The sequence below is a fragment of the Desulfogranum japonicum DSM 18378 genome (assembly GCF_000429945.1).
In the GTDB taxonomy this organism is placed as follows: domain Bacteria; phylum Desulfobacterota; class Desulfobulbia; order Desulfobulbales; family Desulfobulbaceae; genus Desulfogranum; species Desulfogranum japonicum.
Genome location: NZ_AUCV01000062.1, coordinates 17,465 through 29,908 on the forward strand (window position 1 = coordinate 17,465; position 12,444 = coordinate 29,908).

The 12,444-nt window shown below is 45.3% G+C and carries 7 protein-coding genes, 1 pseudogene and 1 riboswitch; of the genes and pseudogenes, 6 read left to right on the forward strand and 2 right to left on the reverse strand.

The annotated features are described in order from the left end of the window. Positions 1 to 465 precede the first annotated feature (465 nt). On the forward strand, positions 466 to 1,083 hold the full coding sequence (locus tag G493_RS0120570; protein ID WP_028581900.1) for an L-threonylcarbamoyladenylate synthase: 618 nt from the start codon (positions 466 to 468) through the stop codon (positions 1,081 to 1,083). Between the two features lie 83 nt (positions 1,084 to 1,166). Then, positions 1,167 to 1,381, forward strand: a riboswitch (cobalamin riboswitch). Positions 1,382 to 1,499: 118 nt separating this feature from the next. Further along, entirely contained in the window at positions 1,500 to 2,489 is a 990-nt protein-coding gene (locus G493_RS0120580; protein ID WP_028581901.1) for a sirohydrochlorin cobaltochelatase, read from the forward strand. Positions 2,490 to 2,723: 234 nt separating this feature from the next. Here G493_RS0120580 and G493_RS0120590 read toward each other — a convergent pair whose 3' ends face one another. Further along, positions 2,724 to 4,373: a sensor domain-containing diguanylate cyclase gene (locus tag G493_RS0120590; RefSeq protein WP_028581902.1), complete on the reverse strand. Its 1,650-nt coding sequence runs from the start codon at positions 4,371 to 4,373 to the stop codon at positions 2,724 to 2,726. Between the two features lie 195 nt (positions 4,374 to 4,568). Between G493_RS0120590 and G493_RS0120595 the strand changes: the two genes are divergently transcribed. The 3 genes and pseudogenes from G493_RS0120595 (at position 4,569) to G493_RS30465 (ending at position 10,493) form a co-directional block, all read left to right on the forward strand. After that, entirely contained in the window at positions 4,569 to 5,246 is a 678-nt protein-coding gene (locus G493_RS0120595) for a DNA alkylation repair protein (RefSeq protein ID WP_051309693.1), read from the forward strand. A gap of 2,717 nt (positions 5,247 to 7,963) precedes the next feature. After that, a pseudogene (locus tag G493_RS34900) lies at positions 7,964 to 9,418 on the forward strand (DNA translocase FtsK); the annotation flags it as partial. Positions 9,419 to 9,854: 436 nt separating this feature from the next. Then, positions 9,855 to 10,493 carry a DUF1294 domain-containing protein gene (locus G493_RS30465; RefSeq protein ID WP_035275427.1) on the forward strand — a complete coding sequence of 213 codons (639 nt, stop codon included), beginning with the start codon at positions 9,855 to 9,857 and terminating at the stop codon, positions 10,491 to 10,493. A 135-nt stretch (positions 10,494 to 10,628) separates the two neighbouring features. Here the strand turns inward: G493_RS30465 and G493_RS0120615 are convergent, their stop codons facing one another. Beyond that, positions 10,629 to 11,360: a class I SAM-dependent methyltransferase gene (locus G493_RS0120615; RefSeq protein ID WP_161629865.1), complete on the reverse strand. Its 732-nt coding sequence runs from the start codon at positions 11,358 to 11,360 to the stop codon at positions 10,629 to 10,631. 539 nt (positions 11,361 to 11,899) lie between these two features. Here G493_RS0120615 and G493_RS0120620 point away from each other — a divergent pair. Beyond that, on the forward strand, positions 11,900 to 12,259 hold the full coding sequence (locus tag G493_RS0120620; protein WP_028581905.1) for a t-RNA-binding domain-containing protein: 360 nt from the start codon (positions 11,900 to 11,902) through the stop codon (positions 12,257 to 12,259). The last annotated feature ends 185 nt before the right edge of the window (positions 12,260 to 12,444 follow it).

A 12,444-nucleotide genomic window follows, 5' to 3' on the forward strand; every position in this document is an offset into this window, starting at 1 on the left:
ATTTGAAAAAAGCTGCGCAATACAGCGTATTTTGCTTACTTTCCAGAAAGACATGGTTTTTATGGTATAATATTCATGAGATATGGACTCATGCATACTGCCTGCGATGACATAATACGTATTTCTGAATGCAGGCTCGTGCCTATGGTCTTTTGGGAGTCTTGGCCCTTGCTTACCTGCCCAATTTTTGCGTTATGCTCAACATATTATCTTCGAAGGTAAGCGTAGGCTCCGATATCAGGTATATGCCAGTGGAACAATTTACGCATGTCTCGGAAGCCTTTGCGCGGGCAACGGGGGAGAAGGTATAGATAAAGGAAGCACCGGGGCCCTACAACAGGATTGCAATGCCTTTGATGTAATTGAAGATAAACTTTATACCATGAATATCTGAGCCCGCTATGGCCTGTCTTTAACAGGTCTAATAGCATGTGGCGCCATATTCAACAGGAACTTGTAAAAAGAATGGCACGAATACTTGAAATAAATCCCTATAACCCGCAACCCAGGTTGATCAGCCAGGCTGTTGAGTTGATCAAGAAAGGTGGAGTTATCGCATATCCCACTGATACTGTATACGGTATCGGTTGTGATATTTTCAACCAGAAAGCTATAAAACGCGTGTATCAAATTAAAAAGAGACCCAAGCATAAGCCCTTCAGCTTTATGTGTTCTTCGTTGACCAATATCAGCGAGTATGGGCATGTGGGCAATACTGCGTATCGAATGATGCGGAAGAATCTGCCTGGAGCATACACCTTTGTCCTCTCGGGTACGAAATTGGTTCCCAAGATTATGCAGTCCAAGCAGAAAACCGTAGGTATACGGGTGCCTGATAATGCAATTTGTTTAGCTCTCCTGGAAGAACTGGGAAATCCACTGCTCAATACCAGTGCAACCAGAGATGAGGACGAGCGTATGGTATGCGATGCCTTTGACGTGGAGCAACTGTTTGGTAACCTGGTGGATCTCATTATTGATGGTGGTGAAGTGTATCCCGACCCCTCGTCGGTTATTTCCCTGATAGATGATGAGCCCGAGATTCTCCGTGAGGGTAAGGGGGACCTGCAACCATTCTCTTGATTATTTGAGAGAGATTCTCAACCTGTAATAATAAAAATAGGTTATGGGTCATTTTTTCTTGGCAAAAACAGATGCTCTGGTGTTAGGGTTTCTGCTGTTTAGGTTTCACCGTGTGTGAACGAAAAAGGGAATCCAGTGAAAATCTGGAACGGGCCCGCCGCTGTAGACCTCACAGCCAGACGATATGTTGTGCGTCAGCAAGAAGGTTTTTCAACCATGTGTGCCACTGCTCAGCAGAGTGGGAAGGCCGTTGAAAAATGAGGAAAGTCAGAAGACCTGCCTGAACATGGTATCTGGATTTTTTGCTGGCAATCGAAAATCCAAAAAGAGACGAGATAACAGGGCATCCCGGATCATTGTCACACGTAATGGTCTGGAATGTACTTTTTCAGGCCGATGTAAACAGGAGAAAGGTCATGAAAAACCGGTTACACGTCTTGCTGTCCCTTCTTACCGTATTGCTGCTTTCGGTGGGATGCGCCAATGTATCTGCTTCAAAGAGTAAAGCTGATAACGGTAAAAACGCCATTATTCTCGCCAGCTTTGGTACAACGGTTCCCGAAGCTGTCAAATCCATCACCAATATTGTTGATGTTGTTAAAGCAGCCTATCCCGGAACGGAAGTACGCCTCACTTTTACCTCAAACATCATTCGTTCGGTCTGGAAAGAACGGCAGGCAGAATCCCAGAAGTGGCTGGATCAAGGGGTTCCGGAGGACGTGCTGTATGTTAAGAACTTCATTGCTACAGTAGGAGATCTGCTGGAAGACGGCTATACAAATATCATTGTACAGCCAACGCATATGTTCTTCATGGAGCAATCCCACGACCTGAACCAGTATGTACAGGCGATGGCATCCATTCGCACCATGAAAGCAAAATGGAAACCAATCAATAAAATGGTCATGGGGCGGCCTGCACTGGGTATGCCTGGTGATGTGTATTCTTATCATGACGATGTGCATGCTGCCTGTGAGACACTTGCGGCAGATGTAGAAGCGGCAAAAGCAGCTGGTGCCTCCCTGGTGTACATGGGACACGGTAATGAGCATTGGTCTACCGGAATCTATGCTGAGACTGAAAAGGTGATGCGAACCATGTATCCGGAGGTAAAAACATATATCGGCGTTGTCGAGGGTATGCCCAGTGTGGAAGATCTTAAAGCACGGCTGACCCATGCAAGCAGTAAAAAGATTGTGCTGAAGCCTTTCATGATTGTTGCAGGCGATCATGCTGTCAACGATATGGCCGGCGAGGAAGAGGATTCCTGGAAATCCATTCTTACCAAGGAAGGGTATGAAGTTGAGCCCGTGTTGGAAGGCCTGGGAATTAACAATAAATTCGCAGCCATCTTTGTTGCGCATATTGCAGATGCCGCAAAACAGGCGGGAATTGTCTTGAAGTAATGTATATTTTATAGAGATTCCACCCCTCCCTTCATTGTCCTGAAAGGAGGGGTTTTTTTATTGTATCTGCATCCGGTTTGGGCTGATATCTATGCCCTGGATGAGTGCAAAAAAGCAAGCATTGGCCCTTCTGCTGCCCCTGACTCAGCGCAGCATTGGTATTCTAATATGTAGCAATAAAAGAAGTATGGCTTCAGAGTATTGGGTGAATGCAGGCGGCAGATCATTGCAGGTTCAGGCAGAGAGTTCGGAATGGGCTGAAGCCATGGTACATTTCTCGGTATCACTTGCCTTTGAAATGTACATGGCTGCATCGGCAAGCTGTACAAGGGGGTCAACATCTGATGCATGATCAGGGTAGACCGCAATTCCGATACTGGCTCCAATGTCCACAATACCGGATGCAATGGCAAGAGGCTGGACGATATTGGCCTGCAGGTTTCTGGCGGCCTGAAAAGCGCCTTCCTTTGCATTAACTTCCTGGAGTATACAGGCGAACTCATCTCCCCCCAGGCGGGCAACCGTATCTGACATACGAAGATTTTCAGCCAAAAGAGCGCTTATTTTTACCAGGAGTTCATCTCCGGCTTCATGGCCAAGGGTATCATTTATTTCTTTAAAACCATCAAGATCAATGTAGAGCAGAGCCAGTTTACGGTGAAAGCGTTGAGCGTGGGCTATGCCTTCCTGTAATCGGGTATAAAAAAGTCTTCTGTTCGGGAGCCCTGTCAGGGGGTCATGTAGTGCGAGGTTAAGTAGTTCTTTTTGGAATGCTCTTCGTTTTATTATTGCCCCGGCAAGAATCCAGGTTCCAGGTACAATGAATAAGGCAATCACTGTAGAGACCAGACCAATTTTATTGAGCAGATTTTTCAGGAAGGTGTTGAGATGTTCCGGGGGGATCCGGTTTATGAGAATCCAGCCATGCTCCCCTTTGATTTTTTCCTTTACGTGCTCAAGTTTGCTCAGGGAAATATTTATGGCCTGATGGGAGTGGTTTTGAAAGGGATACAAAGGCGAAAACGTGAACAATCCTGAAGCTGTGATCAGGTTCCCTGTGTTACCCTGAAGAATGACTTCCCACACTTCAGGGAAAGAGTTTAAGAATTTTTTCTGCCTTCGTGTAGCAAGCTGTGCTCCCCACTCTTCTGTTTTGTCCGGGCTGAGAATATAATACCCCTCTCTGTCTAGAAGAATGCTCTGGCTTTTGTTGATGGTGCTGTATTGCGCAAGGTCATTCAGCATCAGGGATGCTCGGAAGTTGATGACTATGCATCCTTGACACATGCCCAGGTCGTCAAAGATGGGAGTGGAAATTCGGATTATCGGGTTGTAAGGTTTCTCAACTACACCTTTTTCCATATTAAGGTCCAGTTGGCTGATATAGATATCTCCTGGCTGAAGTTGGATAGTCTCGGTAAAGTAATGTCGCTGGGATTTATTCTGCAAATCGTTTGCAGAAACAACAAAAGGCCGGCCATTATTATAATTGACGCGAATTTTTTCCATGCCCATCTGGTCAAGGAAACGTACCTGATCGTATTTAGTTTTGGAAAGAGTTAACTGAAAATATTCCGCTGCAATTTCAGCTTTTAAGCGATCATTCCTGGTGCGCAGGTAGTGCAGCAGTTCATTTTGACGTGATAAATACAATACATCTCCTATAACCTCGTGTATGGTATCTTGGACAAGCCGGCTTTGCTCTGCGATGATGTGCATTTGCCTCTCGTGCTGACGTTTCAGATAGTCATTACGTTGAGAGGTATAAAAAAGAGTCATAAGAGCCAGGAGAATCAGGCAAAATCCCCCCATCAGCAGTGAGCCGAGGAATATCACTTCCCTGGTACGATGTCTGGTTTCTATGTTCGGGCTGTATTCAGGCATTTCCTGTGGCCGACTGGTGGGTTAGAGTCTGGGGGAAATATGCTTTTGTATCATGGACGTATTATAGACGTGTTATGGAAGAAAACAAAATCAGGAGAATTTTTTTCACCATCTGTCAGAGGCTGTCACCGGGTAAGTGGTTATGTAGAGAAGAAATACACTGTAATAACATTGAGCATGTACTTGAGGTCAGTAATGGATGTATTGCGTGAGTTGGAAGAGCTGGCGGAAGAGAAATATAAACAATTCAACGCAAAAATTATTCCCACAAGGCAGAGAACTCTGGGCGTAAGGCTGCCAATTTTAAGAAAATTTGCCAAGCGGATAGCTAAAGAAGACGCACTTGAGTTTGTACATGCCGACAAGCAGAATATCTATGAATTGATTCTGTTGGAGGGGCTGGTGCTATCGTATATGAATAAACCATTCATGGAAAACCTTCCCCTTGTGGAGCGATTTTTGGATAAAGTTGACAATTGGGCTCAGGTGGATTCGACAATCTGTGTCTGTAAGCATATTGTACATGAAAAAGAGCAGGTGTTGGCTGTGATAAAACGCTGGCTCACATCGGAGAAGGAATTTGTTGTCCGAGCGGGCCTGGTGACTTTGCTTGCTCATTATGTTGAAGAACGGTATTTGCCCGAGATTTTTTCTCTGGCAGAGTCTGTCTCTCACCAAGGCTATTACGTTAAAATGGCCAATGCCTGGCTTATCTCGGTGTGTATGGCGAAATTTCCCGAAGAAACACTGCCTTTTTTTCAACACAATTCTCTGGACGATACTACCCAGCATAAAGCCATACAAAAATGTCGTGAAAGTTATCGAGTGAGCACAGAACACAAAGAAGTATTGCTAGAGTATAAGAGAGAGTAATGAGATACGTTACGTATTCTTCCTCTCTGGTGTAGGTAACTTCAACCCTGGAAGCTGTAATATCATGCAACTCCAGGTTTCAGTTTTTTAGAGTTGTTTTCATACGATCAGCTTGATATCTTTAACTATACGCGATCTCTATGGAATCATAACTCCGTGCAGTGTGATTTTTTTCGGTCATTCCGCTGGACTAGAGCGTGGCATGTAAGAATGCAAGAGGATTCTATGTCAGTTATATTGCTCGTTTGTTTTTCAGGAGGGCGGCAGGCGCTTGCCCCGGCGAGCCGAATCTATCGTATCAACTCTGTCACCGGAAATTTGTTGCAGAGGTTGTTCGTAAGTGATCACAGAAAATGGTGAATACTTACGGGTATTCACTATAAGAAGTTGTCACTGGATGTAAGCACTCCCCTGCGAGGCGCAGCCAAAGAAAACCTGGGTGTCCTCTCCTTTTAGCATTTCTTTTATGGTATACCCATGGGTATATCGTAAAAAATCTGGTCGAGTGATGAAGATAGGCGCAGGTTGTTATCCAGATCGGTTCGAACTCAATATCATTATATACAGGCAGTATCGTGGGAATTTATAAACAAGGTTTTAATTACAAATACAGTCTTGATAGGGATGTTCTTGTTCTGAAAACGGGACATGGTCAGTATAAATTCAAAATTGAAAGCACTGAACTGCTTGAAAACGTTCATGATATAGCCACGTTAATTCTCAAGGAATTGCAAGGCATTGAGGAAAAGCAAACTTCCGGCAGAGATGACATGAGTCACTATGCCAAGTTGTTGCTCGCCACGTTGAATATATGTGAAAAATACACCAAGCTTGAGAAGAAGTACAAGGAAGTTCGACATGTTATGGAAGGGTTTCAAGCGCTGAAATCTGACCTGAAACAGGCGACCTCTCCTCGTACACCGGTGTATAATTCCCCACCAAAGTATAAAAATGATGGTGAGCAACAAAGAAATACTCCTGTAAAGTCAAAACAGGAACGAATGCGTTCTCCGTATGATGGACAGGTTTCTCGACCAAGGTATGGCGCTAATTCCACACCTCCCATATCATCTGCGTACGGAACAGCTAAAAGCGTGCATGCTGTCCAGGCAGCAGGTGTAGAGAACAAGGGCTTTACTGAGACTGGGCAGGCAAACAGGCATTCCGCAAGGCCAGAAACGGCGACCAGTCTGTCGTCGGGGTTGGCTCCTTCAAATTCCTCAGATATGCCAACGGCTCAGGCCGGATCTCCTCCGCAATCTCCTTCAGAACTCCATGGGAAAACGGAAATATCCAGTACACAACCAGAAAAAGTGCGGTCTGAATCTCAATCCCTGTTACCACAGCAGCAGATACGTACAGAAGGCTCGATTGTAATCAAACGCATTGAAACAGGGGGGCAGACCACCGCCTCTACCAGGCCTGTGACAGCGGAAAAGCCGGATATGTGGAGGACTTCAACGGCCGCCACCCCTCGCTCAGTGGCATCTGGCCTGGTGCATGCCGACCCTCCGGCAGCTGGCAAGGCAGATGGTTTTGTCAGGGGCAATAGCGCCGAGCCAGTAGCTTCCAGCCGAATAGTAGAAGATAAGGTCGGCTCTTCTATCTGTGAATTTGAGAAAGCAGCGAAAAAAATGCTTGATCGCTTTCCGGTTACCAATGCAAATCATGGAGACGATGTGCAAGGGCCAGGGGCGCAAACCGCTGTTGCTGGCAGACAGGAGGCGTTGACAGCACCTGCGCCACCTGATGAAGTGACGGAAAATACCGAGAATGAAGAAGTTGTAGAGCAAAGTAATGGTGCTGAGCCGGAAAACAGCATGCCTGACATCACCGGCAGGCAACCTGAGCCTGTAACAGGCAATGTGTCTGATGTCCCGTCAACCTCTGGCTCCGCTTCTTCCGTACCCATGGTTGTCAGTGAAGAACACAGTTCCTCACCGGCAGCCCAGGATGAATCACGTCAGTTTACAGGTATGGTGGATAAAACTGCCGGGGAGCCTGTGGATGTGCCTGAGCCAGACAAACAACTCATAGAAACCGTGAGCAGACAACCTGTTCATACTTCAGACACTGGTTTTGACGTTCCCTTATCCTCTGCGCATGCTGTGTCAGGCTCCACTGTCCAGCCAGGCGTTGCAGTGGCAGAAGGCAGTGATCTTTCTGAATCTGCCGGCGATCTCCATAAGCCCTTACCTGACGGAGAGGTGAACGAGGAGCATGCGTCTGTAGGAACGGACACGGGCAACCCGTCTTTATCGAGTAAGACAGAAAATGCGCATACAGTTATCACTCAGGACACCGGCGAAGACGCTGCAGTTTCAGATTCTTCGCCAATGCTTACTGAAGAAGATGACGCACCTGAATCATCACCCTTACCGCAAGTCTCTCTACAATCCGTAGATGATGCTCTGTTTGTGACATCTGCTGATATGGTGGAGTCCGCTGAGCCGGCAAGTGCCGTACACAGGGAAGACTTCGGGAATACTGAGGACTGTCTGCAACAAGAAGAAGGGGACACGAATGACCTTCCGGACGATTCTTCATTCCAGGAATGGCTGGCCGGGACAGAAGAGAATTATGAGGATGTAACGGATGTACCGCGTTTTTTTTCCAAAACAACGGTGCAAGAGACGTTTACAGCCACTCGGCCACAGGCCGGTCACTGGAGTGAACAGGTCGATCCAGATGAGGTTGACCGACAATATGGCGCGAAATCCTCGTCAGATGAATATCAGTTGCCGCTGATTTCTTTTTTGAGAAATACGAGCAGTGAAAATCAGGTAGACCAGAATCGTATTCGCTCCGATGCAGAGCTCCTTGAGAAAAAATTGGGATATTTTGGCATCAAAGGCGAGGTTATGGGAATTCATCCCGGGCCGGTGATCACCACCTATGAATACAAGCCTGATCCGGGAATCAAAATCAGTAAAATTGTTAACCTTGCAGACGACCTTGCATTGGCCCTGAGCGCCTATAGTATCCGTATTGTGGCCCCTATCCCTGGTAAGGATGTGATGGGTATAGAGATACCCAATATTCAAAAAAGCTTAGTGCCGTTCATTGATATCGTCACTTCGGAAGATTTCCAAACAAGTACCTCCAGAATTCCCATTTGTCTGGGCAAGGATATTGTAGGCAATCCCGTTGTCGTTGAACTGGATTCCATGCCCCATCTTCTCATTGCAGGTGCCACAGGTACAGGAAAGAGTGTGGGACTCAATGCGATGATCACAAGCATACTCTACAAAGCAACGCCTGATGAAGTGCGCTTTTTAATGATTGATCCCAAGCGCATCGAGCTTTCTTTTTACAATGATATACCTCACCTGTTGACACCGGTTATTACGGACATGAACAAAGCCAATACTGCCCTGCAGTGGATGGTTCGTGAGATGGACAGGAGGTACAATCTGCTGGCTGAATACCAGGTCAGACATATAGAGCAATTTAATCAGAAGCTGTTTGACTCGGAAACGGAGCTGTATGATGAAAATGATGAAAAACTCGAACCATTACCATACATTGTTGTGATAATCGATGAGCTGGCTGACCTGATGATGACCGCCTCCAGGGATATCGAGTTTTCTCTGACCCGCCTGGCTCAGATGGCCCGTGCTGCCGGTATTCACCTTATTCTTGCGACGCAACGACCTTCGGTTGATGTCTTGACAGGCATCATTAAAGCGAATTTCCCAACCCGAATTTCTTTTCAGGTTTCGTCCAAGACCGATTCACGGACCATTATTGACTCCAATGGAGCTGAAACTTTGCTGGGTAACGGGGATATGCTCTTTGTACCTCCAGGAACAGCCCGGTTGACAAGGGTACATGGAACCTATCTATCAGAAGATGAGTTGGTAGACATTACGACCTTCATCAAGCAGCAGCAGAAACCAAATTATATTTTTGATGTTCTGACAGACCAGGGCAACGACGATGTTGACCTCAATGGTGGTAATCAGGACGAGTATGATGAAAAATATAATGAGGCTTTGGAATTTGTGATGAGCACCCGGCAGGCGTCCATATCAGGTGTGCAGAGAGCATTACGTGTGGGGTATAACCGGGCAGCCAGAATTATAGACCTTATGGAAAAAAATGGTGTTGTCGGGCCATCGGACGGTGTCAAACCTCGTAAGGTGCTGGTCAATACTATGAATATGATGTGACCGTTACAGGTCCATCTACTGTGAAATCGTTTGGCGGCAAAGATATTGATGTTTTACCCTATTATATGGCCAATGATGAAAAAGAACCGTTTCCAGCGCTGTCAAAAAATATATCAAAAGGAAATTTTGGCTCCAGGTGAACCCGAATTCAAGAGAGCTTGACATTTCAATTAGTTCTGAGTTGTAACTGGTCGCAGATGCTTCAGATTTGGGCAAGCACGGTTTTTCGCAGGTAAGCGAAAACCCCGGTAGGCTATCTATGGGGGAAATAGCGATCAAGCAAAGAGATAAGCGACCAGAAGGAGACTTCGTGGGGTACATGTGATCAGTTACGCAGAGTGTCGTAGCCTGGCGGGGTATACGTAAGACAGGCTTATTGCAGATATATCAGCTGGACTGTGAGCAATTTTTTTTGCATTGCATGGAAGAGTGCACGATGAACAACAGACATGAAGGCATTATAACGGCTTGGAAAGATCAGAAAGGATTTGGTTTTATAACACCACGTTCAGGTGGTGCTCATATTTTTTTTCACATCAGCAATTACAGCCGAAAACATAAGCGACCTGCACAGGATCTGCTCGTTGAGTATACGCCGAAAACCGATGAACAGGGGCGTACGTTTGCTGTCAAGGTTCTTCCACTTCAAAAGCAGACACAAATTTTCAGGCAAAAAAGGCAGCAGACTCTATCCCTGCTTATTATACTTCTTTTTGCTATCGCACTTTTTTATCTCCTATACAATAAGCAGGTATCATACGGCATAATTTGGGGATATGTTGTAATCAGCGCGTTTACATTTGTATTGTATGCCAAGGATAAAAGAGCTGCCCAGGCAGGGCGCTGGAGAACACCTGAAAAGGCATTACATACATGCTCCCTGCTTGGGGGGTGGCCTGGTGCCGCGGTTGCCCAGGCATTTTTGAGACATAAGTCACACAAGCTCACTTTTCGTATGGTCTATTGGGTAACTGTGATAGTGAACTGTTGTGCACTGTACTGGCTGAGTACGCCGAAAGGGATTGTGTGGAGCAAAACCATTCTCTATAATCTGAAGAATCAGCTTGCAGGCTGAAGCGAACCCTCCCGTATCACATGTGTTGCAACACATACTACCAAACCGATATCCTACGCACTTTTTGGATATTTATTATTTTCCGCGACCCTAATAAAAAAGACGATTTATACGGTCAACCAGCTGTTATGTTGTTTATTTTTCACATATGATGGAGAGCAGGTTACCTGTTGTCTGGTAGGTTGCGTTAAAGCCGGCTTTTGTGAAAATTTCTTTGTGATCGTTGGCAGTTCTGGAAACCAGTTTATTGCTGTCAGCCAGCACCTGTAAATATCTATCAGCCCATCGATCGGTTTTCACCAACGTCGTAAAATAGAGTTTTCCATTCTTGGCAATGATGCTTTCCAATTGATTCAGAAGTGGCATGGTCTCGTGGAGACAATGGAGAAGATTTTCGGAAATGATTGTCGTAAAGGTGTTCTCTTGAAATGGGAGATTAAGTGCATCTGCGTGAAGAAATACTATGTTTTCCGGTATGTTGCCACGCAGCTTAAGTAATCTTGATTTAGCCATTCTGAGCATTTTCAGTGATCGATCTGCTAACACCACTGGTCGGTTGTTGCCCTGGGCGTAGGCTTGAGCTGTAAATGCAAGGGAGCCGCATCCTAGATCCAGCAGGTATCCTTCTGAGCTGGATTGAAGTGCGTCATGAATAATCTTTTTAAAAATATTTACTGAATATCCCCATATAAGACGGTTGTAGATGGGATGACAGGCTATCAAGTCATACAGCAAGCCAAACTGGCTGTCATATTCATTGCCGGTTTCATCATCTGCCAGAACCGAAAAAATATTGGGTTCGACCAATCTGAGTGTGAACTCTTCTCGTAAAAGTGATGCCAATGTGTTGTCGTTAAATGTTGTCATGGTATTTTCTTTTTCTCGTATAACGAAGGGTAAGGGGCGCGGAAAAAATAGAGTATTCATCCCTGTTGGTCTTTCAACTCCTTCTCCAGTCTGGAAAATGAGCCAATATCCTGCGCAATTTTTGGAGAGTTACTATTTTCAGCGATATTCAGAGTAAGCTGCTAAAAAAACAGACAGCATATGGTTGAGGTGATGAGAAGCTGTAAACACAGCATACATGCAAACAGCAGAACCGGAATCGGCTTTGTGAGGCCGTCTTGCCTCGTTTCCGTTTATCCGGCATGGTGTTTATCTTATAGGTTGTAAGCTCGTGTGGGTATTTTTTTGTTTAATTACAGGAGCATAAATCAAAAAATAAAGCAAGGCTGATTTTGCGATGAGTTGCTGGGAAAGTTGGCGTGCAGAGGTTGAACGGCTTGCGGGAATTGTATTATTAACGAAGTTCAGCCATACTTTTTTTATACAGCGCGTATGACGCACCCTCAGAACTGAAGTTCTTTGATAATGCCCTGAAAAAAAAAATTGAAGAGGCAGTAGAGATGGTCAAGGCAATAAAACCCGTCGTTTCTTATGATGATTCGTTTGCAATGCTCGACATACGAGTCGGCAGAGTTGTTGAAGTGGAACTTGAGACAAGAACACATAAGCCAACCTACAGGATGGTTGTGGATTTTGGTAAATATGGGAAATACGTCAGTTTCGGTCGTTTTACCTGTCATCCTGTTGAGGAAGTCAAAGACAGACTGGTACTTGGAGTGTTAAACTTCGCGCCACGAAAAATGGGGCCTGTTACTTCAGAGGTATTGATTCTGGGGGTGCAATATCCAAAGGCAGAAAGTGGTGAGGCTACATTCGTTTCACCTGCAGTGAATGCTAAAATTGGTAGTAAATTATTCTGATTGTTTCAAATTTAGGGGAGGAGATGCTTTGATGCTAACAACCATTTGATTATTATGGGAAATTTGATTTCCACGTCAAAACCACCCTGATAATCTATGGTACTATAAATGACCAAAACATCCCCAAGAAACAATCGTACAATATGTACACCTTTTTGCAATGAAACCTATGGTGATACCGTTGA

Coding starts and splice junctions, on each gene's coding strand:
- G493_RS0120590 (WP_028581902.1), bottom strand. CDS start 4,373: ATGCCTGAATACAGCCCGAACATAGAAACCAGACATCGTACCAGGGAA.
- G493_RS0120570 (WP_028581900.1), top strand. CDS start 466: ATGGCACGAATACTTGAAATAAATCCCTATAACCCGCAACCCAGGTTG.
- G493_RS30465 (WP_035275427.1), top strand. CDS start 9,855: ATGAACAACAGACATGAAGGCATTATAACGGCTTGGAAAGATCAGAAA.
- G493_RS0120580 (WP_028581901.1), top strand. CDS start 1,500: ATGAAAAACCGGTTACACGTCTTGCTGTCCCTTCTTACCGTATTGCTG.
- G493_RS0120615 (WP_161629865.1), bottom strand. CDS start 11,360: ATGACAACATTTAACGACAACACATTGGCATCACTTTTACGAGAAGAG.
- G493_RS0120620 (WP_028581905.1), top strand. CDS start 11,900: ATGGTCAAGGCAATAAAACCCGTCGTTTCTTATGATGATTCGTTTGCA.
- G493_RS0120595 (WP_051309693.1), top strand. CDS start 4,569: ATGGATGTATTGCGTGAGTTGGAAGAGCTGGCGGAAGAGAAATATAAA.